This window comes from Burkholderia sp. SJZ089 (genome assembly GCF_007828315.1).
Taxonomy (GTDB): Bacteria; Pseudomonadota; Gammaproteobacteria; order Burkholderiales; family Burkholderiaceae; genus Burkholderia; species Burkholderia gladioli.
Genome location: NZ_VIUM01000020.1, coordinates 40156 through 61682, shown reverse-complemented (window position 1 = coordinate 61682; position 21527 = coordinate 40156). Strand labels below are relative to the sequence as shown.

Annotated in this window: 24 protein-coding genes; 1 reads left to right on the top strand and 23 read right to left on the bottom strand. The window is 64.4% G+C overall.

Annotated elements, in window-relative coordinates; translation table 11 throughout:
- Positions 1 to 19: 19 nt before the first annotated feature.
- The 9 genes from FB600_RS29935 to FB600_RS29895 form a co-directional block, all read right to left on the bottom strand.
- Entirely contained in the window at positions 20 to 376 is a 357-nt protein-coding gene (locus FB600_RS29935) for a hypothetical protein (RefSeq protein WP_145757825.1), read from the bottom strand.
- Positions 373 to 846, bottom strand: a complete 474-nt coding sequence (locus FB600_RS29930; RefSeq protein WP_145757827.1) for a protein-disulfide reductase DsbD N-terminal domain-containing protein — start codon at positions 844 to 846, stop codon at positions 373 to 375. Before FB600_RS29930 ends, FB600_RS29935 begins: the two co-directional genes overlap by 4 nt.
- Positions 843 to 1316 (bottom strand): hypothetical protein, encoded by a 474-nt coding sequence (locus FB600_RS29925; protein WP_145757828.1) that lies wholly within the window; start codon positions 1314 to 1316, stop codon positions 843 to 845. The genes FB600_RS29930 and FB600_RS29925 overlap by 4 nt, the downstream gene beginning before the upstream one ends.
- Before the next feature lie 13 nt (positions 1317 to 1329).
- Positions 1330 to 1893 carry a hypothetical protein gene (locus FB600_RS29920; protein WP_145757830.1) on the bottom strand — a complete coding sequence of 188 codons (564 nt, stop codon included), beginning with the start codon at positions 1891 to 1893 and terminating at the stop codon, positions 1330 to 1332.
- Positions 1894 to 2019: 126 nt separating this feature from the next.
- On the bottom strand, positions 2020 to 2418 hold the full coding sequence (gene bamE, locus FB600_RS29915; protein WP_013691744.1) for an outer membrane protein assembly factor BamE: 399 nt from the start codon (positions 2416 to 2418) through the stop codon (positions 2020 to 2022).
- A gap of 52 nt (positions 2419 to 2470) precedes the next feature.
- Complete coding sequence (locus FB600_RS29910; protein WP_145757831.1) at positions 2471 to 2887, bottom strand: hypothetical protein; 417 nt, start codon at positions 2885 to 2887, stop codon at positions 2471 to 2473.
- Between the two features lie 8 nt (positions 2888 to 2895).
- Positions 2896 to 4893, bottom strand: a complete 1998-nt coding sequence (locus FB600_RS29905; protein WP_145757833.1) for a zeta toxin family protein — start codon at positions 4891 to 4893, stop codon at positions 2896 to 2898.
- A 14-nt stretch (positions 4894 to 4907) separates the two neighbouring features.
- Positions 4908 to 5156, bottom strand: coding sequence for a hypothetical protein (locus tag FB600_RS29900; RefSeq protein ID WP_145757834.1), 249 nt, complete (start codon positions 5154 to 5156; stop codon positions 4908 to 4910).
- 45 nt (positions 5157 to 5201) lie between these two features.
- Positions 5202 to 5828, bottom strand: a complete 627-nt coding sequence (locus FB600_RS29895) for a phospholipase D family protein (RefSeq protein WP_145757836.1) — start codon at positions 5826 to 5828, stop codon at positions 5202 to 5204.
- A gap of 263 nt (positions 5829 to 6091) precedes the next feature.
- Here FB600_RS29895 and FB600_RS29890 point away from each other — a divergent pair, with 263 nt between their 5' ends.
- On the top strand, positions 6092 to 6448 hold the full coding sequence (locus tag FB600_RS29890; protein ID WP_186467888.1) for a hypothetical protein: 357 nt from the start codon (positions 6092 to 6094) through the stop codon (positions 6446 to 6448).
- Positions 6449 to 6515: 67 nt separating this feature from the next.
- Here the strand turns inward: FB600_RS29890 and FB600_RS29885 are convergent, their stop codons facing one another.
- From FB600_RS29885 to FB600_RS29820, 14 genes are all read right to left on the bottom strand, one after another.
- Positions 6516 to 10445 (bottom strand): conjugal transfer protein TraG N-terminal domain-containing protein, encoded by a 3930-nt coding sequence (locus FB600_RS29885; protein WP_261383497.1) that lies wholly within the window; start codon positions 10443 to 10445, stop codon positions 6516 to 6518.
- A 2-nt stretch (positions 10446 to 10447) separates the two neighbouring features.
- Positions 10448 to 11893, bottom strand: coding sequence for a conjugal transfer protein TraH (locus tag FB600_RS29880; RefSeq protein ID WP_145757839.1), 1446 nt, complete (start codon positions 11891 to 11893; stop codon positions 10448 to 10450).
- Positions 11893 to 12702: a conjugal transfer protein TraF gene (locus FB600_RS29875; RefSeq protein WP_145757841.1), complete on the bottom strand. Its 810-nt coding sequence runs from the start codon at positions 12700 to 12702 to the stop codon at positions 11893 to 11895. Before FB600_RS29875 ends, FB600_RS29880 begins: the two co-directional genes overlap by 1 nt.
- Before the next feature lie 178 nt (positions 12703 to 12880).
- Entirely contained in the window at positions 12881 to 13915 is a 1035-nt protein-coding gene (locus tag FB600_RS29870) for a hypothetical protein (RefSeq protein ID WP_145757843.1), read from the bottom strand.
- Positions 13912 to 14427, bottom strand: coding sequence for a hypothetical protein (locus FB600_RS29865; protein ID WP_145757845.1), 516 nt, complete (start codon positions 14425 to 14427; stop codon positions 13912 to 13914). Before FB600_RS29865 ends, FB600_RS29870 begins: the two co-directional genes overlap by 4 nt.
- A gap of 13 nt (positions 14428 to 14440) precedes the next feature.
- The gene (locus FB600_RS29860; protein WP_145757846.1) at positions 14441 to 14845 is read right to left on the bottom strand and encodes a hypothetical protein; all 405 of its coding nucleotides are present in this window, start codon (positions 14843 to 14845) and stop codon (positions 14441 to 14443) included.
- Entirely contained in the window at positions 14842 to 16149 is a 1308-nt protein-coding gene (locus FB600_RS29855; RefSeq protein ID WP_261383496.1) for a conjugal transfer protein TraN, read from the bottom strand. Before FB600_RS29855 ends, FB600_RS29860 begins: the two co-directional genes overlap by 4 nt.
- Positions 16116 to 17402 carry a hypothetical protein gene (locus FB600_RS29850; protein ID WP_145757847.1) on the bottom strand — a complete coding sequence of 429 codons (1287 nt, stop codon included), beginning with the start codon at positions 17400 to 17402 and terminating at the stop codon, positions 16116 to 16118. Before FB600_RS29850 ends, FB600_RS29855 begins: the two co-directional genes overlap by 34 nt.
- Positions 17402 to 18190 carry a type-F conjugative transfer system pilin assembly protein TrbC gene (gene trbC, locus FB600_RS29845; protein ID WP_145757848.1) on the bottom strand — a complete coding sequence of 263 codons (789 nt, stop codon included), beginning with the start codon at positions 18188 to 18190 and terminating at the stop codon, positions 17402 to 17404. Before trbC ends, FB600_RS29850 begins: the two co-directional genes overlap by 1 nt.
- Positions 18187 to 19218, bottom strand: coding sequence for a conjugal transfer pilus assembly protein TraU (gene traU, locus FB600_RS29840; RefSeq protein ID WP_098183343.1), 1032 nt, complete (start codon positions 19216 to 19218; stop codon positions 18187 to 18189). The genes trbC and traU overlap by 4 nt, the downstream gene beginning before the upstream one ends.
- Positions 19219 to 19226: 8 nt before the next feature.
- Positions 19227 to 20000 carry a hypothetical protein gene (locus FB600_RS29835; protein ID WP_145757849.1) on the bottom strand — a complete coding sequence of 258 codons (774 nt, stop codon included), beginning with the start codon at positions 19998 to 20000 and terminating at the stop codon, positions 19227 to 19229.
- A gap of 20 nt (positions 20001 to 20020) precedes the next feature.
- Entirely contained in the window at positions 20021 to 20665 is a 645-nt protein-coding gene (gene traW / locus FB600_RS29830; RefSeq protein ID WP_145757850.1) for a type-F conjugative transfer system protein TraW, read from the bottom strand.
- Positions 20652 to 21161 carry a S26 family signal peptidase gene (locus FB600_RS29825; protein WP_145757851.1) on the bottom strand — a complete coding sequence of 170 codons (510 nt, stop codon included), beginning with the start codon at positions 21159 to 21161 and terminating at the stop codon, positions 20652 to 20654. Before FB600_RS29825 ends, traW begins: the two co-directional genes overlap by 14 nt.
- Positions 21158 to 21526, bottom strand: coding sequence for a TrbI F-type domain-containing protein (locus FB600_RS29820; RefSeq protein WP_145757852.1), 369 nt, complete (start codon positions 21524 to 21526; stop codon positions 21158 to 21160). The genes FB600_RS29825 and FB600_RS29820 overlap by 4 nt, the downstream gene beginning before the upstream one ends.
- Position 21527: the final 1 nt, after the last annotated feature.

Genomic DNA, 21527 nt, shown 5'->3' with positions numbered 1-21527 from the left:
ATCCCGGATTACGGGACGTTTACGCCTGCGCTTGCGCAGGACCTGGAGCCCTCTGTTCCTGTCTTCCGCCAAGATTCCGGGAACAGAGGGGTGTCTTTTCAGGTGCTTCAGCGGCGGCCTGGCCGAGCCGGCTGCGGCGCATATCGAGCACCGCGCTCTCGAAGGCCGCTCGCAGCATCGGGATATCGGCGATCAAATTCGGGCACTCATAGCTGTCCTGCGCGGCATGCGCTCGCCCGAGCGCAATCGCGTGCTGCCGGGCGGCCGCGAGATGGGTGAACCACGCAGGCGAGCCGATGTCGGTCGTGCAAACGGCATAGGCGTACTGCACCCGGGCCTCGAGCGCTCGCGCGAAGGGCGACAGAACCGGGCTCATCGGCTGGCCTCCGACTGGCCAAACAGCGCCGCTGCAATCACCGGAAAGGTGCGTTGCATGGGCGGGTAGCAGATCTGGTTGACTGCGCAGCCCTGGTAGCTCACGGTCAGGCCGAACATGTCATGAGCGTTTACCGGCACGCGCAGCGTGACGGCGTGCTCAAAAACTTCCACCGGCCGGCCTGCGGCGGGGTCCGGCACGACCTTCCCAGCGCGGTGCTGGATGGCACCGAGCCGCGCCTGACCGTCGTCGCTGGTGACGCGGAAGCGATCGCCATACAGCCGATAGCCGTCGGCGATTGCGAAATGCAAGACAACGACGCCCGGCTCCTCGGTCATCCGGACGCGGAACGCCTGATCCGGCGAGAGAAACTCCTGCGCATAGGCGGCGACCGGACCCATGAAGTTCAGGACACAAGCGAGCGAGCTCGCTGCGAAAAGCCGGCGCATGGATCGACCGGTGGCGCTCATCGCGTGCCTCGCATCAATTTCGATTCGATCCACATCACCGCATGCAGGACTGGCAGCGCGGCAAACCCCCACAGGTAGAGCGTGCTGCCGCCGAGCATCGCGTCGGCGGACATATCGAAGATGACGTCCGGCAGCGCCTCAACCGTTGATCCAGGGTGGATCTCGTTGAACGTCAAGGCCAACCCGAGCGCGCCGAGCAGGCAGAGGCAGAGACCGAAGTCGCGCAGATAGCGCTGAGCGCGGCGCAAGGCGCACCACGAACCGCGCTGGGTGCAGCGCAGCCGAAGCGCCGGCGCGAAGAATGTGGAAGCGGCAAGCATTCCAGCCACCAGGGGCTCGATGCCGTCGAGAAAACTAGGTTGGTCGACACCGGTCGCCACAACACATGCCCAGGTGCCGAGTGCCAGCAACGCGAGCATGGCGATCACGTGGCGACGTTGCACCGGCCGTCGATGGGCGTGGACGCGCATAGGGGACTTTCCGTTAGTCGCGGGTTGCATGGGGGGAGGGCTCCTGCGGACCGGACGCGTGGACGATCACATCGGGATGGCCGATCACGTAACGCAAAGCGTCTTGGCTGCCGGCTGCTGCGGCTTTCAACATGAGGTCGACACCAACGGCCGCTGGCGCACCGTGTGCGGGCAAGACAGCGCCGGATGTGTTATCGCGCTGCGTAAGCTGCCGGCGCGCGACCAGGTACATCGCCGTTGGGTCACCCGCCTGGGCCTCCGTCTCGAATAGGCCTGGATAGTCGGTCGGGAAACGCACCGCGAGCCAGGTGCCGGCAGCTCGATTCCCTCGCTCCATGGCCGCCTGCATCGCCGGCCGGGTATCCCGAGACTCAACGTGCTGCAGCCATTGGGACATCGGTCCGTCGTGGCCGGTGATCGCCACGACCAGCGCCGCGAAAAGGAGCGCGATCAGAAGCCACGCGAGTGCGCGCCGCGCGGCCGGATCCGGATTGACGAGGATCAGCGAGCCCTGGGGCCACACGATCGAGGCCGCGGCCTGCCGGCGCGCCATCGACGATGCTTGTTGTCGACTCATCCTGATTGCCTCAGTTATGTAGTGTTTCAGTCAAAAAAGACCAGCCGGGCCAGCCGGCTGGCGTCAAAGGAAGTGCGAAATGGGTACACACACTTCCGGGGATCAAAAAGCTACGGGCGCTTGCGATTACTGACCGATGCCTCCCTTGGCCACGTCGGTGGTCTCGGCGAAGGTGTATTTCTTGACGACGCCGCTGTCATCGAACAGCACCGTCAGGGTTTTCTTGCGCACGTCTGCGCCGTGCGCGAAGGCGCCGACGATCGGCACGAAGTTGATGGCGTGCGGCGTCGCATGGGCGAGTTCATACGTCCAGATCTCGAGGCCGGAATCGGTGAAGGTGGTCTTGTTGGGCGAGCCGAACGCATCCTGGACGTCCTGCTTCGTGCTCTTGCCTTGCGTGATCTGGCTCTGCACGCTCGTCTGCGTCGCCGATTCGAGATGCTCGTTGCCGGTGGTGGCGCAGCCGGTCAGCAGCGCGGCGGCGGACAGGGTGGCGATCAGCAGGGCGTGTTGGGTCAGCTTCATGGTCTACCTCGTGTTGTGGTGAAAAAGGAAAATCAGGGCGTTGTGTCGTCGGTTAATACAGCCGGCCTCCGCGCGGGGCCTCGCAGACTGCGCGGTACCAGTCGTCCATGTGACGCCTCACCTGCAGTTCGACGTAGCTGATGTAGGGCCGCCACCAGACATAGAAGAGCGAGATAACCGCGCCGGTGAGGGCATACATCGCGACCCAGGCGCGCGGCACAAAGGCGATCGGCCGATCCAGGTCGAACCCACCGGCGATCAGCTGCGCCCACAGAAAAAGCGACGGCGCCCAAGCCAGCCAGCAGAGCGCGACCCACTGAACGACGTAGCGGACGGCCCAGCTCGCCTCGATGCGCAGTAGCCTCGGGCTCGTCCACATCCGCAGCCGCACCTGTCGGCGCTCATCGAGATAGAGCCGCGTGAAGTGCGGCACGGGGCGAACGCGCCTTGCTCGCGTGAACGGGTACATGGGCTCTCCTATCGCTCGAGCGAGTGCTGGTGATCCTGGACCCGCTCGGCCTGCTCCAGGTGCTGCTCGTGGTCCTTGACCTGGTGGAGTGCGCTGTCCGGGGAGTAGTGGATCGCCACCTGCTCGCCGACCTCGATGTCACGCGACAGCCGCTCACGTGGATAGACGATCCCGACCGTCTGCCCGATCTTCACGAGCGAGTGGTGGCTCGAATTGGCCAGGACCTCGCCGCGGTAGTGGCGCTCCAGCTCCTGCGCATCACGCAGGATCAGGTTGTGCCGATCGCCCGCCAGGCCGATCGCGCGGCGCGACACGTCATCCGGCACGTCGCCCTCGGGAAGCTGGCCGCGGTGGATCTGCTCCGACAGGTTCGCGCGCTCGATCTCGGCGCTCGGCACGGTCGCGAAGGCGGTCTGCGTCTCGAGGTGGTGATAGGCCGCGTCCAACTCGGGGAAGAGGGCGAGCGCCTGGTCACGCCCGAGCGTGTCGAAAGCTCGGCCACGCTCGGCGTCACGCGCGTGATTCACGGTCCGCCGGCGCGGAGCGCGCACGGTATCGACACCGCCGTCCTGCTCCGGCGCCTTCTCCGCCTTGGCAGGCTCGGCCTGGCGGCTCAGCTCCTGGCGGCGCTCCTCACGCATCGGCTCGATACCACCGGGATCCAGGACCACCACGCGACCGTTGATCACGCCCAGGTTGTCGGCGCCCTTGTCGCCCCAGTGATAGCCCTGGCGCTCGAGGGCGGCGGCCATGCGGTCCGCGTCGGCCGGCGTGATACCACGTGTATCCGCGCGGGGCATGACCTCATAGCGCAAGCTGCCCGCCTCACCGCTGGCCACGGGCTGCAGCACCTCGGGGATCTTCGGGCGCTGCACCAGCTCGCCCGTGCCGATCCGGACCACGTGTTTGTCGTCGGCGGCCAGCACGACCGATGAGGCGCCCGCGTCGAGCGGCGTGAGGCGGCTCATACCGAGCGCATGAAGCCGCGCCTCGAGGGCGGCGAGATGCGGCGAGCTCGCGATGTCCTGAGCAACCGGATCCGGATAGCGGCCACCGAGGTTAGGCACGTCGCGGGTCATCGAGCGCAGGACCTCGCGCAGGCTTCGATCGGGAGGCGGTTCGATTGGGTCAGGCGCGCGGTCGGGTGCCGTCCGTGCAATCGCATGGCGCGCCGCGGCTGCGTACTCGCGACGCAGGGCGACGTCGGCGATATCCGGCACGGGCGCGCCCCGCACCGTGCGCAGCGCAAGGATGTCGCTGAGCATCGCCGCGTGGTCAGTGATCTCCTCATGGGTCATCGGCCGGCCCCGCTCGCGCGCGATCGCGTCAGCGGCCGCCGGCGGCTCGCGCCAGTCACCCTGATGCAGCTCGTTGCGGTAGATCTCGCGGTGGTGCCGGTCCACGATCAGGATCCGGTCCACCGCCTTCTCGCGCTCGAGCAGCGCGACGGTCTCGACCATCCCGGCATACGCCTGATCGTGCTGTTGAGGATTGACCACCCGTCCGACGCCCGTGGTGGCGATCTCACGCTCCGTGCGCATCTGTGCGCGCGTCAGCGACACGTCCGCCGGCATGGCCACGCCGCGCACCTCCAGCGTGTAGCCGCGCTCGTTGAGCCGGCGCGCAAGGTTGCGCAGGCTCTCCGGGTTACGCATCGTGCCGTCGATGACCAGATTCCGACGGGCTTCGGACGCGGCCTCGGTCAGCCGCCCGGACCAACGGCCCGCCTCGACGTGGGTTAGATCGGCGGCATGTTGAGGGTTCTCGCGGAGCAACTGGCTGTACTGCGGCAGGTTCTCGCGCATGCGATCGGCGTCGATCAAGACGGCACCGCCACGGGCGCCGAGCTCAGCCACGGCCCGCCGCGCCAGCGCGGTCTTGCCAGCGCCGGGCTGGCCGCCCAAGAGAATGGCCGTCGGCGCCACCTGCTCGCGACTGGCCTCGAGGGCCTCGCGCTCCACGCGGGCGTAGGCCCGCTGCATCACCAGATCCGGGATCGTGTCCATGTCGCGCTCCGGAATCAGGCGAGGCTCGCGTTCAACTGGCGAGCACGCGGACCGTACAGCGCCAGCGCGTCCGCGATCGCCGAGGCGTCGTCCGGCTGGAGCGCGTCCCGCGCGGCAACCAGTACCTTTCGCTCGGCTTCGGCTGCGGTCGCGCGCGCGACGTCCGGCTCGCGCTTCGTCTCCTCTTGGGCGATCACCGCGACCTGGTGGGCAATCAGCTGCCCGATCGTCTGGCAGGCGACTTCGTAATCAACGTGAGGCATGGTGTTCTCCTTGGGCAAAGTAGGCGGCTGAGCGGCGCATGCCGATCAACTCGCCGTATACGGCTTCGATTCGTTCCAGAGCCGCGTCCACGCGGCGCGCACGGCCGTCGCGACGATCGGGTGATGCCAGATGACAAGGACGTTTTCGGCGTTGTGATAGGCACCGGCCTGCGTGTAGTTCATGGAGCCCGTCTGCGTTGTGTCGCTGTCGGCCACGATGAACTTGTCGTGCATGAGCGGTACGGCCAAGTCGATCCGGACCGGGATGCCCGCTGCGGCGAGTTCACCGAGCTTGGAGCCACGCCCGTCGAGCTGGGACCGGTCGAGAACCACGCGCACCTGGACGCCGGCGCGGGCGCGGTCGATCAGGTGGGTGACGATTCGACGATTGGTGAGCTCGTAGGCCGCGACGTCGAGCTCCGACTGCGCGCTGTCGATGACGCGAAGCACGAGTGCCTCGGCCTGGCCGTCGGGCGAGGTGGCGAATTGCACGGACGCGCGATCGCTCGAGGCGGACGCCTCGGAGTGGCTGACACCTTCGGACGTCCGTTTGAGGGAACCGGTCAGGTTGCTGACGGACGTCGACAAGCCGCCTAGATCGGGCAACCCGCTGTCGTGCAGGAAGTAGTAGCCGACGCCAGCAAGAACCACGACAACGAAAAAGCCTTTCATGCTGGCCTCCCGCCGTGCAACTGCTGGCCGACGCCGGCATAGGGCGTGGAGCACGCGTCGTCGCCGTGGGCGGAAGCGCACGCGCACAGGAGGAGAGCGGGAATCGTGAGCACTGCAAGTCGCACCCGGCTCACCGCAGAAAATCTGCGAATACGCGGCATGAGCGAATTAATGCCGCACGCCATTGTGTTATGGCGGATTCGCTTGCCACTACGCCGAATGAGGCGTAACGTCAACATTAATTGCGTATGGGGACGCTTATCATGGATTACGTACTTGCCAATTTCATCGCTGCGCTGGCTGCCGTGGTTTTCTCGGTCTTTACATCCTTCATCGCGTCGCGAAGTGGCCGTCCGATATACCGGAAGATTATGTGGAGCTACCTGGCCATTTTGCTGATTGCGGCCATTGTCGTCACGGTATTGCAGCTCTCCATTGCCGTTCTTATATTCGGCGCTTTGTTCTCCTGCATTCTTACAGTATTTGTTCAAGTTGCGATGGCAGTAAAAATGGGGCATTTGACTATGACAAGCGGGTCCTACCTTGAACACCGGGACAGGTTCGGTGCTCACTGTAGTGCGATGGACGATATCCGCTATCACCCGAATACCCGTCGCTGAAGGTCGTGCGCCGACATTCACTGAGGGCGAATACAGCGTCTTGTGAGGGGGCCGAACGGCCCCTTTTTCATTGTTCATTGGCATCATTTCCCTGGCCGTCCGTATTGGGAGCGACTGACTTGCGCCGTACAGAATTTCCCGAGTCGGTTGCGAAACGGCGCGAGGAAGACAACGCACTCGGCGATGTTGCAGATCCGGTTTTTTCCGCGTCGTCCACGGGGCGCCCCGTTTGACCGGTTGCCACCGGAAGCTCAGTCGACTCCGGCGCCTTTTCGAAGGCTGCAGGACCTGAGAAGCTTCCCGAACGCTCGGGTTGTGTTCGATTGTGGGAGGTTATGTCTGGGGCGGCGGCAGGCGCTACCTGACTTTTGTCGACCGTCGACGAAAGCCCATGTCCTTCGTTCGACCGTGACGGAGGTACATTAGGGACGCTAGGTCGCGGTGCTCCAGCACCAGTGACGGCGTCTTGCCGGCCCTCCTTTCCGATAGCATTGATCGGCATCCCAGGCACGCCGGGTATCCGAGCACCGGTCGAGTCGCTCATACCCGGTGAATTTACGGCGAGGCCCGTGTCACCCGGCCGGTCGCCGACCGCGAGCGGATCTACTGCAGTGGGTGCCCCAAAGCTGACGGGTTTCGCAGCCATCGCACGCATGGGCGACGTACCCATGACTGATGTTGCGGCTCGGTCCGCTTGATTTCCGTGCCTTTGCCCTCGAGTCTGCGCCGCATCGCCGGCATCCAGAGCCAAAATCCGGAAGTCGGATTCCTGTAGGCGAGCGGCAGAAGAATCACTGGACGGTTCGGCGCTTCCCGCCCGTGTATCCAGCATCAGATTTCCAGCGATGGGAGCGCCGGAATGCAGGAACCTGTCAACTGCTGTCGGCGTTGCGGCGCTGCCGGACGATAAGGGCTGGGCCGCAATGTCACTGCGCCAAGCATCAAACGGAGCATGACCGTTCGAGCCCGACGACTGCATGCCCACCGGCGAGGGCGGGGAAGTGGGGAGCGGCATAGGACGCCCGGGAGCCCGCTCTGGCGTCATGAGCGGCTTATTGTCGGAGGACGGATCAACGTGGGCATTCACTTGCTTAATTGGTGAAGTCGCGTCGGTCGACACACGCTGTTCCATCGCACCCACGCGTTGCTGCGCGTCGGAAACGGCCTCGGGCATGGGCGTGGAAACGTCAAGGGCGCTCGTGTCCGCAGGACCAACTGCGCCAACAAAGCCCTTGTAGGCGGCAGCCACGCCTGCCCCGACCGAGTTCCGATCGCGTCGGTTCTGGCGAACTACGTCGGCCTGACCAGCAGGTAGGGCAGTGCCATCGCGTGCGGTGGTGGGTAGCGTCGAATTGCGCGAGACGATATCCCGCATGGAGGCATCTTCTGAAACAAGTCGCGCCAGATCATCACCGGACAGCGTCATCAACTGGCTATACCGCATGCCGTTGCGCGCGGCGACCTTCTGCAGGTTCTCCGGCGTCATGAGATTCGTCGACGTATCAACACGCGAGACCGTCTGCGTTGAACCACGCTGACGCACATCGGCGCTACGCGACAGATCGGCGGCGACACGCGAGCCTGAGGATGCCTGATCGGTCAACGACGCCGAGTGATCCGTGCGAGCATGCTGCCCCGAATCCATCCCCGTGGAATCCGTGTGGATTTGGGAGCCTTCGCGCGTATATTGATCACTCTCGCTGAAGGCCCCCAAGCTGCTGTACTGGTCGACGAATCTCTCCGCCTCAGAATTTCTCCACGACTTGGTGTAGCCGCCCTCGCCCGAGATATCGAGGCCAAGTCGGCCTCCAGCCTTGCCTCTACCCGTCCCGCCGCCTGTCGCGTAATCCACGGCCTTGACTTTGTTTCGATAGGCGTCGCGGACCGCCTGCACCTCCTGCGGCGACTTGCCAAGCGACTCAGCTTTATGCGCAAGCCGGTCTTCTTCCCCCTGATCAAACATAGGCTGATTGGAATTCCCCGGCCGCCCGCTTCCTCCGGCGCCTTTTCCTCCCGGAGCAGGGTTTGCGCCTGCTGCGACGTCGTCACCAAAAGACTTTTCGAAGAACCCGCCAAGTGCGATGGACCCCTTTCCACCCACGGAGGTTTGCCCTTCCACCGAATGAGACTGGTCCACGCCATACTGCTGGTCGACGGACGTCCGCCGCTCGCCCGATTGGCTCGTGGATCCACGCGTGCCGGAACTGGATTCGTCACCGACGCGCTGCGTGGTGCCACGCTCCTGGCTGTTGGACACGCTGGACGTGCTCGAGGCGACCTGCTCTCGACCCGAAAAGGCGGAACTGGTCTGGTTCGACGACACGCCCGTCGATGAGTCAGTACCGAGCGAGCGCTCGAACGCTTGTTGGGAGGTGGCCGACACGCCCAGACTGTTCTGATAGTCGGTGCGCGCAATCAGCCCGTTGGAGAAATTCGTGAAAGCGGACCCGGTGCCGGTGTCCACGTTCATCGACCCTGTGCGCGACTGAACCGTGTTGTCGAACTTGTTTGCGGACGTCACGTTGCGCGACGCGCTGTCGATCGACGACGAATCCATATGCACGTTACCGATCGACTCGTTACCCTGGGCCTGCTGGCCACCGATCTGCTCAGCCGGGCCGGTCACCGCTCGGCTAAGCATCCCAAACGCCCCGTTGAGGCCCGCGCTGGCGACGTTCAGGATCCCCCAGGCAAGGACCGGCACGATGATCACCATGTAGCCCAGCAACGCCTGCTCGTCGATCAGCGTCGAACCGAACTTCGCCGCCATCCCGAACGGCACGCCGTTCTGAAGCGACATCGAGTGCATCACGTGGCTCAGCCGGATCATCGACAGGCCGTTGATCATCGCGAACAGCACGGGCCAAAGCGACACCCAGCCGATGGTCTTCCCGTACATGGCCAGGATCTTCTTGGCCGCGTCACCGCCACTGACCAGGCACATCACCAAAACGAGAGGACACACGGCATAGATCACCGCCTCGGCGTAGTTCCTCACGGTCGGCAATGTATCCTTGGCCAGAATGGCCACGCTGGCCAGGGACCCGTTGGTGGCCAGGGCCGCCTGCGCAGAGCTCATCAACGCGTTGACCTCGGCCACGCGCGCCGGGTCGTTCAGCATCGCGGGCAGCTCGGCGCCGGCCTGGCGCCAGACGTTGTTGAACATGGCCTGGCGCAGGGCAGACGACGCGTTCTGCGAGGATTGCAGAATGAACCCGTAGGAATCGCCGATGGCGTTGACGAACGCCGCCTTGGCCATCCCTGGATCCGAGATCTCCGGGTACATCTCGCTTCCGTAGATCTGCTCGGCGGACTGCTCGGCGTCCTGCACGCGGATCAGCAGCAGCGTGCCCGTCGCGGTGCAGGTGTCGGTTGTCGGGTTCGCCGTCAGCGTGTTGGTCGTGACATATCGCGCCGGGCTGGTCGACGTGAACACCGTATTGAACGGGTCGGTACCGTTCATGATGGTCTTCGGGTCGATCGCTCCATCCTGGATGTCGTAGACCGTGCATTCTTTGAAGAACTGCATCAAATCCGCATGCAGGCCCGGATCGGTGATCTCGGCCTGGTTCACCTTCTTCAGCACGGATATCCCGAAACCGACATCCCCCTTCTTCAAGGTGAGGGAATCCGGGACGCTAAACACGGTCTCGTAGGCTTGCGTGAGCACGCGCGAGATGGGCGTAAAGCCCTGTGCGAGCGCGGCCAGGAACACCGGCACATGGTCGACCTCCCGCGTCGGCTGCACATTGTTGACGTCGGAAATGAACACGTTCTCCACGGGCGCCAACAGCAGCTGCGTCATCAGCATGGCGCCGGCGAACCAGCGGAAAATTTCCGTTCCCTTGCGGCCGATCGCGACGATGGTCCAGATCACCACACCGCACAACAGCGTGTACCTGATGAGCCCCGTCCAGGTGCCACTGCCCATGAACGACGCGACGCCCTGCATCACGTAGTACAGGGAATCGACATTGCCGTAGGTGTCGATTTCCATGTTCATTGGGCGCCCCCCGACGTCAGGGTTTGGCCGAACGCGAGCGAGCTGCGCAGCGAGGCCGACACGTTGGCATGCACGGCACGCTCGATCGACTGGAGCTGCTCCACGAGCGCCCATGCGTTCGACGTCTGGCTGAAGGCCTGCATCACGACGCTGCGCGCCTCGGCTTCGACCGTGTCGATATTGCCGTTGAGCTTCGTCGCCTGGTCGAGCAAGGAGGTGCTCGACTTCACCGTGCTGTAACGGGCGATCGCGCGGCGCAGATCCTCGGCCGAGCCGTGGATATAGGCCTCGGCGTACTTGGCCGCGATCAGCGACTGGTAGGTGCTCAGCAGCTGGTCGGCCAGGGCCGAATTGTTCAACCGGGTGCCGATCGCGATCATCTTGTAGACCGGCAGGTCGGTCATGCTGAGGAAGCGGAACGTGTCGTCCGGGTTAGGGATCGCCGATCGCGAAGCAATCGCATTGGTGATCACCTGCAGCTTCTGCTGGACGAGCGTTCGGAAGGTGGTGTAGCCGATCTCCTGCACCGAGGGGTTCAGGCACTTCGACGTCTCGTCGCAGACGTACACTTGAATCGTGCCACCGGTGTCGGACGACGGATCGTTGCCGACCAGCTCCTGCACCGACAGGCTGCCGATGCGCGGCAGGAATACGGGGTTGACCTCGCTACCGCCGGAATCCGACGGGTCAGGGAAAATGACGGTGCCGACGAGCGACATGAGGAATTCCCGGTCGGAGTCGCTCAGGTCGGGCAGCTGCTGCAGCGCCTGCCAGGTCACATTGCCATAGGGCTGCTTGGCCGCCAGGTTCGCATTCGACGCGGTGGCCGTGTTGATCGTCTGCGCAGCCTGGGCGGCGCTGTTGCCCGTGTTCGTCCAGGCGTCGGTCATGTCCGAATACAGGTTCGTGAACGGCCCGAGCGTGTCGGCGAGGTTCGTCTGCTCCTTTTTCCAAGCCACGGGCGTCACAGCATTGACGATGCCCTCGGCGGCCTGGCACGAGTCGATGTTCATGCGATTGACGTCGCGCGCGATCGTCTGCAGCGATTGCATGACGTTGTCGCAGGTCGGGCAGAGGTTCTGCAGCGCCAGCTTGAATGCATACCCCAGCGCGTTGGAGCCAATATTGCGCAGCAGGGCGACGAACTGCTCCTTGTTGATGAAGCTGAAGCCGCCGGCGAACAGGTCGATGCCGCCGCACCCAGCACCCCAATCCGGGGCGGTCACGCTGGCGAGCTGGTAGGTCTTGTGGGGCGTGCGCATAAAAACGCTGCCGCCGCTGTACATGTCCATCGTCTCGCCCTGGAGGGCGCGCGGGCTCGAGACGTTACCCATCGAATTGATCGAGTCGAACACCTGTTGCATCGACATCGCCTGCGCGCAAACGGGGGCGGCGATCATGATGGCGGCGGTGACTGCTGCGATCCAGCGGGTCGGTTTCATTAGAAGAGCTCCCCCGGCTTCGAGGCCGTCAGGACGAAGATGCGATCGATGATGTCTTGGAGGGACAGTGTTCCGGAGCCGATCATGGCGTGGTCGCCGGTCTCCTTCGACGCGATGAAGAGCGCCGGCACCTGCTGGACGCCCCAGGTCGCGGCCTGCCCCTGGTCCGGCGTGGGGCTCGGAAATCCCGGGATGCCGCGGCCGTCGAGCGAGACCGGCAGCACGTCGATGCCATAGCGCTGGGCGAGCAACTGGATCGTGGGCGCCATCGCATGGCAGTACGGGCAGTCCGAGCGGAAGAAGAAAATCAAGCCATGCTTCTCAGCAAGCGCGCGCAGCTGGGCATCCTGGTCCGAGTCTCGGGCCTGGTCATAGGTATGCACCGCCACGTTATTGGTCGGCCGCTTGAGGGAGTAATCGAGGCTCGGGTCCTGCCAGACATCGCGACGCCAGACGTCCGCGAACACCGCACTCTTGTTCTGAACGAACTGCCAGAGCTTGATATACGACTTGATGTTTGCCGGCGTGGGGTCCATGGTCGCGACGTCGAGCCGGTGCTTCAACATCTCACGCATCTCGTCGGCCGACTTGATCTTGTCGAAGTCGTCTGTATCCGCCGGCTTCGGCGCGCTCGCCGCTGCCGGCGCAGCAGGCTTCTCGTCGTCGCAATACCAGTTGAATTTCGCCTGGCCGTCGCATTGCCAGGCGGACGGATAATCGCCTCCAGCGGCGTCCGCGTTCGACGACATGATTGCCATAGCCGCGATCGTGCTCGCCATCGCGAGGCCGACATAGTGCAGACGTGTCATCGCTGCACCTCCGAGCCTCTCGACGTCCGATCAAGTTCCGCCGGCACCCAAACCGTCACCCGCAGATCGCACACCGCCTGAGACACGGCCTGCAGCACCTCGCGTCTCGTGGTGGTGAACGCAGACCGCCGTGGCAAAGCGCCAAGGGAGTGGCGTCGCCGGATCGTGATCCGGCCGCTCATTTCCCCGCTCCCGGCTGACCTTCAGCTTGGCGCCGCATACGACCGTTGGCGAGCGCCGATCGTGCACGTGCGCGTGCTGCTCGTTCGTCCGCGCGCCAGTCGATAAGCTCCTCGTAGAAAGACGTTCTCTCTGCTGCGGCAGCGGCGGCGATGAGCCGCGACTCGATCTCCGCATGGTTGTGTTTAGCTCGGGCAACCTCCTTCGCGTGCCTCCTGTCGAGTCCGAGCGCTCGCCATAGACGTTCGCGCCAAGGCAGATGCCCCGTGGACGATAGGGCGACTCGCGAATTTCGCGTTCGACGCCACGCCACCGCCATGACAACCAGGTTATCGAGCTCGTCTCGCTCCTCGATTGCCGCTTCATCGAAGCCACGGACGCTTAATTCGTCTCCAGGCGTTGCCTTTGCGTAGCGTGACGCGGCGCTCGGAGAGAGCTTCTTGGGCGCTTGGGGCAGGACAAGCACACCATCTACAGGCCGAGCCGGCTTGTCCCACTTAGGTGTCGACCACGGCTCGCCAGAGAAATGGTGCCTCTTGAACGCATCGTAGAGCGCGGCGTGGTCGCCGCCGAGGCGCTGCACGATCGCCTCGATGCGAGCGACTTCTTCGCTCCCACTTCCATACACCTGGGGATTGTCGGAATGACAGGAAAACCAATCATGACCATTGAGATCATCGTAGAACTGCTCGATGGTCGGTGCGGCGAGACTAAACTCACCACGCAGCAAGGGGGCGGCCCTCGCGGCTGCGACCGCGCGAGAGAAGTCGCCGAACATCAGTATCGCGCCGGCCGGCGGCGCTTCGCCGTCGACTACAACAAAGCTGCCTTGGCCCGTCGCCTGGTCGTAATCCACCAGGCAGGCGCCCGCGATTGCGTTATCCAGCCGCTGGGCAACGACCTCACGTGGAGGCGGATCGCCTGCCGTCACCCGGAACGTTGCAGAATCGCTGCCGGCACCTGCGAACAAGTGACTCGGCATATCAGGTGCCTGCGCTGCCCGCGTATCGATGATGGTGATCTGCAGGGTCATTTCTCGTCTCCATGTGCCGGTGCGCGGTGGGAAGACCCGGCATTGCCGGAGTCCCTAGCGCGGTGCCGTTTGAAATAGAAGCCAAGCGGTGTGGGCCGCCATCCGTAGGCGCAAACTATCCATGTAATGAACACGATGCAGAGGTATTCGACGCGCAACCATTTGGCGCTATCGGCGGCAAGCTTCGCGATGGGCACGTTGTCGGTGCGGAAATGGCTGCACGCATGGGGCTCAAAGTCGTGCTCGCCGGACCGAACAAAGTCGTCGTCGCACGTATGAACCGTAATCACGTTCGGATCCGTTCCGGTTCCGGCTGCCATCTCCAACACGACTTGAGTAGTTGCGGTAATGGAGCCAAAGTTGTTGAGGAAAATCGCCGCAAGCGGCACGCTGCACGGGACAAGAACCGCAACAAAGAAGAACCGCCGCACGTATGTCGGCACGCTCAGCAGCAGCGGAAAGATCCACCTCGGACGCAACTGGCGCAGGAAGAAATACGATTCGTCGCTCATACAAAATCTCCGGTCAGTGAATTGAGGAGGTGTCGGCCTGCCGGGCGCCCGATGCACCGCGTTCGGACAAGCCGATCGGCGGCACGCCGTCGCGGCAATAATTCATCTTCAAGTCGAGCCGGCCGCTGGTTTCTCCGGCATCGGTTTGCACGCCGCGGATGTCGAACAGCACATCCAGGCGCTTACAGCCCGCGCGGGGCAGATCGCCGATCGGGCGCGCGGTGACGTAAACCGGGCCGTTGGCGTGCAGCTTCTCGGTAAGCGAAAGGGCAACAGGGCCGCGCAGGGCACCAAACGAGGTGCCGTGATCGATCGCGTCGACCAGCACGGCGCTGAAATCGTCGTAGCTGCTGGCGCGGGCTGCGGGTGCTGCCGCCAGCAAAGCCGCGGCGGCGACGCAGAAGAGAAGCCGTTTCATTGGGATACCCCCTTGCCACTGCTGATCGCCTGCTGCACGCGCTGCAGGATCGCGTCCTGGTCGACCGCCTTGGACTGGATGGAATTGACGAACTCAGTGAAGTCGATCTTGGAGAAATCGATCTGCTGCAGCTGGTCGGCGGTGAAGCCACCGCAACCGGCGAACGGGATGCCGAGCTGAGCCTTTCCCTGCTGATTGACGATCTTGGCGATCAGGGAGTTGAAGCAGCAGTAGCTCTTCTTCTCCTCGACGCACACGCCGAGCACGCGCTTGGAGCAGCCTTGGCTGTATTGGACGCACAGGTTCTGACCGCGCTTGAGGCTCAGGACCTGCTCGTCCTGGCTACAGGCAAGCCACATTTGGATCAGCTGGGCGGCAATTTCGGCGGCGAAGATCGTCGGATTGAACTCGACGAATTGGAACCCGTTGGAGAGCGAAAACGAGAACTGGAAGCCATAGACGCCGAATGTCCCTGGCTTGTCGAGCACGCTCGTGGCCCAGGATCCCATCTGGCGAAGACCGGAATTCACCAGCGTGCTGTCGACCGTCTGGTACAGCTGGTCATAGACGTACTTCGAGCCGAGGGCGATACCCTGCTTGGCCGCGCTGCCGGCAACCGAAAGCCCGGCGCTGACCGCCGCGCCGGAGATGGCGTTGTTGGTGTACGCTCCGCCGCCGCCATTGCTCGTGCAGCAGCTCTTGATCTCGACGCCGCCTAGCACCTTGATCGAGCAGCTGCTGTCGTAGCCCTTGAAAATGTTGACGTTGCCGGCGCCGTCCACGCCGTAGGCACCGGCTTCTCGGCCTGTCTCTAGCCCAGACACGACCTGACCGAGCGCACCATCCGGGCTGCTGCTCGAGGAGAAGCAGCCGGCGCCCGGCGCGCACATCGTGTTGGTGCACTGCGTGACCGTGGTGGTGTGCGCAGGCGTATCCAGACACTGGTAGGTGTATTGCATCGTGTCGCAACTGCCCGGCGACGCATCGTTGTACGACACGCACTGCTGGTCGACCAGGCCGCACCCTTGCTGCTGCAGCGGCGTACAGTCGTTGACAGCCGAGGCGGCCTGGCATTCGTATGTATCTTGGTAGTTCCAGCAATCCTGGTAGACCGAAATGCCGTTGATCACGCGGGTCGCGGCAGGCTCGACGCAGGTGGACCCCGTCAGCTGGCAGGTCGGCACCGCCTTGGCCGCCGGCGCGAAGAGCAGGGCGACGGACAGGCCGACTCCTTGGAGCGCGCGAACGAGGTAGGACAGGTCGCGAGCCATCATTGCGCCGCCCGCTGCTCGAAAGAGGTGCATTGGTCGATCCAGTTCGGCGTGCAGGTCGCCGTGCAGATCTGGTTCAGCGTCAACTGGACGCGCGCATCGCCGCCGCCATCGAACCCATAGCCCCCGATTGCTGCCTGAATCTCGACGGTGTTGACGCCCTCGTGCAGGTACTGGCGGATATCGGTGTTCGGCGAGATGGTCGACGGATTGCCCTCGTAGTGGTTGCCAAACCGGAAGAACGCCCGATATTCGGTGAGCCCGCCATCGGCCGTGAAAGCAGTCTTGTCTGAGCAGACGCTTCGAATGCCGTTGCCCGTGGGACCGCTGTTGAATACCGCGCCGGCGAGCGGTGCCGCCAGATTGCCCGCCGACAGGCTGCCTGGCGTGCCATCCGAATTCGACGGCAGCTGCGCCTGGCCACACTGCAGCACGCGGCCGCCGTCCGGGGCGTCGGAATAGACCGTCACGCCATTGACGTCGACGCTGCGCAAAGTGTTGCTCGCCGTGATCTGGCTGATGACCGCGGTGCCGATCTGCCCGAGATTCTGGACGGTGAAGCTCATCGAGCTCGAGACGGTGAAGCCGGTATACCCCGTGTTGTCGTGGTAGCCGGTGTCCGCGCCGAAGTTCCACAGTGCGGAGTTGGAGGCGAGACGCGACGCGAAGCCGCCGTTGAAGCTGCCCTCGACGACGCCGCCGGCGGCGCAGCCCTGGTAGGGCTCAGTACAGACCGGATCGTTGATGCGGTTGCAGGTATAGGTCTGCGTGCCCACCGCCTGCTCGCAGGTTTCCTTCTTGTAGGTGGCCGGCACGGTCGACGTCACGTTATGGCAGTCTTGGGTGCCGGTGGTCGTGCCCGGGTTGTTGATGGTCCCGGTGCTGCCGGTGACGATCGGGTCGCTGGCCGTGATAGGCAGGCGGTTCGGCGGTTTCTTGGCCAGATAATTCACCGCGTCGCACTCCTGCTGCCAGTAGGCGCTGGGATTGGCCGGCTGCGTCGAGCAATCGGCTTCCTTGCCCGTCCCGGCCGGTCCGAGCGCGCCCTGGCCGCCGCCATACAGCGGCGTCAACTGGTCGTCCTGGTTTGTGTAGTTCGGCACGTTCGCGCCACCGCCGGAAATGCTGCCGTGGGCGGCGTTCATGCCGGTGGTCCCGAACGACTGGCCTTCGCCGAAAGCCGATGCGGTGGTCGGGCCGTCGGCCAGCGCGCGGACGCCAACCGCCGCAAGGGAAGTGGCGATCGCTAGCGGGGCGAATCGGCGCAGTGTCGACGTCGTGGGCATCACTCGACATCCCCCAGGGCGCGAAGGTAGCGGCCCGCGATACCGGCGTAGGATGGGCTGTGATCGACGATCTGGCGCAGGGCGTAGGCAGGCGTCACGTCGCCCGAGATCGAGACGTAAGAAGACGGCAGGGCGCACCCGCTGCTGTCAACCTGGTTGCTGACGTCGCCGCCTTGGGTGACCACGAAGGCCGGCACGCGGGCGACGCGATACTGGGTGAACGCCTTGGGATTCACGACGATGCCGCCGGAGGCGATGCCGAGCCGCTGCATTTCAGCGGCGGTCGCCTTCAACGAGTCATCCTTGAAACCCCGCATCACCACGGTGCCGCCGGCCTGATTCATCGTCTTGACCAGGCGAACCAGCGAGGCGGCCGGCATGGAGAAGCTGGCGAACGCCACGAACGAGTCGGTCACGCGGCGCTGCGTCCGGCTCTCATAGCGCTTGGCGACAGCGAGCGGATCCGCACTCGCCGCGCTCGGCGCCGGCGTCGGCAGGTTGGGGAAGGCGTTGCCGTCGTGCGCCGCCTTCGCGGCCGCCTGGCCCATCTGACGGTCGCGATCGCCCTGGATGCGCCGCATCTCCGCATCGATCGCACCGGAGGCCGGGAATGCACCTCGGAAGCGCTCGGCGCCGCTCGCGGCAGCATCGAATGTCGCCCGGCGCGACGCGTTGATCTTCTGCTGCTCGCGCGCGAGCGCATCGCTCGACAGCGTCTGTCCGCCGGCGGGCAGGGCGCTTACTGCGATCAGGCTCGCGGCGGCCATGGAAAGGGAAAGCCGGTTCATTGGGGCAGATCTCCGAGATTGGCGCCCATGCAGCAGTTGCGCTTGCGGAAGATCTCGTAGGCGAAGTCCTCGCCCGTGTAGGGGATCATCTTCCCGGCCCCCCACAGGGCGGAACTGCGCCCGTAAGGCTGGCAGCACTGGCCGTTGATCTTGTCGGTCTGGGCGACCGGATAAAGCATCGTGTACTTGTATTGGGTCTTATCCATCACAGGCTGCAGGTAGTAGCCGCACATGGCACCGTCGCCCGTCGTGCCCCACATCAAACCTTCTCGATGCAGCTTTGCTGTCATGCGCTCGACCAACAGCGAGGACGCCTGGATGGCCGACACGTGGGCCTGGACGTGGCCGTTGAACGGATAGATCGAGCCGTTGCAGCCGGCGCACCAGAACAACAGGTTGCTGCCGAAGCCCAGGCTCGAGAGGACGCAGTCACCGGCGCACGCCGCTTGGGCGATGGGACTTCCGAACAGGTAAGTCTCCGGCTCGAGGAGGGCGGTCAGGTCGTCGTCACTCCAGGTCGGGTCGACCTCGGTCATGTAGGCCACGTCGAAGCTGCCGGTCTCCATGCAGGGATCGTCGAGCAGGATCTCGGTGTAGTACATGACGGGGTCGGTGTACCAGTGAACCTGGTAGAAGCTCTGCTTGGTGTCGTCCTTCTGTTCCCGCACCTCACCCTCCGGAGCGCGAATGCCAGGGTTCAGCGAGATCCCGCCGAGCGACACGAAGCAGTAGGGCGAGCGCGTGACGTCGACGCGCCGGATCGGCTCCCAGAAGCTGAACTTGACGCCGAACGTGCCATTGCAGAAGCAGAGGAACCCGCCCGGGTTGGTGGTGTCGTCTTGGCCCTGGCTGAGGAACGTCACGCTGCCGATGGCCATCGGAAACGCGCATTCCCAGCAGATGTCCGTGATCGGGTTGGCGAAGCGGCCGACGCACTGGCCAGCGTCCGCCGACGTCGGTAGGCCGGTCACGCCCAGCACCAGGGCCAGTACGATGTACCAGCGACGGAAGAGGGAGGCGGGGCTCATGACATCGTTCATTGCTGTTCATCCCCGTTAATGGATTGCGTTACGCGCTTTCGCTGGCGGATAAGATGCGGCTGCGGCCGATGCCAAACTGGCTCGTCCAGGTCCAGTGGTGGCGGTGCGACCGCAGCGGATGTCCGCGTGTCCGCCGGGTCTGCGGGAACCAGGTGAGTGGCGATACGCTCACCGAACGAGAAGAGCCGTTCCGCGAGCCTCAAGCCCGTCGGCACCATCACGACGACGGAGCCGCAACCCGCGACGATCGCGGCGGCCACAACCAAGATCCGCAGGCCCCGTTGGAATTGCGGTGAGAGTTGCCGCAGACCGCGTGCGCGGATAGCCTGGCTGGGACTGACTTGCCTATCGGTAGCGGAAGCGAGGGCGCCGGCATCATCACCTGGTAACGACTCGCCGCTGCCCGTCGATGCGAGCTGACGAGCGCGCGCGAGCGTCTCGGACGCGATCACGTGCGGATCAATGACCAGACCGATACCTTGTTCCTCGAGGGCGAGAAGGACGTCGGTAAGCAGCGCGCGGCACGTTCGGTCGCCACAATCCGTGAAGAGCCGGGCCCGCAGTTGCCGGGACAGCGACTCACGCATGCTCGTCACGACGGCGTGCGGCAAGGTGTCATGCCGACCACAGCGAATGAAGACATAGCCATGCTCACGTGCCACGTCTTGGACCGTTTTTAGGACGTCAGCAAAAATAAACGTCGAAACGGCCGAGCCGACCGACCGCACGATATGCATCGCGGTCACGTCGATGTGGTCGAATTCCGTCATGCTTGTTCTCTCCTTGCCAGTCATCGCAGTTGAGCTGCCGGCTCTTCCTCGAGCAGCAGCTGGTTGCCTTGCTGGCTGATCACGGCCGGCACGCGGGTGATGCCAAATCGCCGCGTCAGGCGCCCCTGCTGATCGAAAAACACCTGGCGCTTCCACGACTTCGTCAGATCGAACCAGGAGCCGCCCGTGAGAATCGGCTTGACCGCAGTTCCGTCGCGGTCGGCCAGCGCTTGAACTGCTTTCACCTGCGCCGGATCGCGACCGTCGAAAAAGACCAGGCGCTCGTGCAGCGTCACGACGTCGAGCGGGTTGATCCGCGTACCGGCAGGGACGATCACTGCGCCTTCGTCGTTCGTGATGGGCTTGGCGTAAGTCACGGTCGGATCGATGAGCCGGCTCGCGTATTCGGTGACGGTGGACAGGCCTGGCACGGCCGGCAGGTCCTTGATGTCACGCAGAGCGCGCTGGCGCGCCCGCGCCTCGATCGCGGCGAGGCCGCCGTTGGCCTGCATCTCGAGCAGGCGGTGCTTGAGCATGGCGATCGCGTCGTGCTCAGCGATCGGATAGGTCGGCCCGACCACGCCCAGGTCCTCGGCGTGAGCCCCGGCCACCGCGACAACAAGCGCGACCAGTCCGAACACAATGTGGCGCTTAGAAAATTTCATAGGCCTCCCCGACAATGGCGGATTGGGGCACGGTGCCGGCGATCGCATAGCGCGAATCGAGGCTGTTAGGGTTGGGCGTGGCCACGAAGTAGTGCCCAGGCGGTATCACGCCAGGAGCGGTCGGGAACAGCGGCAGGCCCGCCAACGAAAGCGGTTTGGCGTAGCCGATATAGGTCTGGTTGACCCACACCTCGCGCCCCACGACACGAACGACATCGCCCGGCACACCGGCGACGTGCTTGATGAACGTGAGGCCAGCTGGATAGGTGGCGCCGCCATGCCAACGGAACGCGATCGTGTCGCCGACGGTCGGCTGGAATGTGCGCTTGCGGATGAAGTACAGCGTCCCCGGGAGGCTCGTCGACATGTTGAATGTCAGCCCAAACCAAGGCGTGAGGCTCCAGGCGATCGCGGCCGCGAGCGACAGCGCAAGCATCGACCGGACGAACCGGCGATACCGCGCGAGCCGCGTGGCGTAGGCGACGAGGACGATCACTTCGCGATCCCCCGCGACACCTGGTCGGTCAGGTCCGGCGCCGCGCCTGCCAGCACCGCGGCCTTGTTCACCACCACGCAGCCGCACTCGGCACCAAGCCGATCCAGCGCGGCCGACAGTCGCTTGGCATAATCGCCCGCATGCTGAGTCGCCTTGTTCTTCGCGTCGTCGGTCATGTGGACCGGGTCGCCGTTGTTGAAGGTCTTCAGCAGGGCTTCTTGCTCGTCGCTGATGAGCTTCTGCACGTCGACGACGACAACGGGGGCAGTTTGGTGATGGCTCGTCCAGGCGAAGCCGAGGACGCCGCCGAGCACCAGCGAAGCGCCCACGGAAATGATGCCGGTCAATACGAGGTCGTGGCGCATA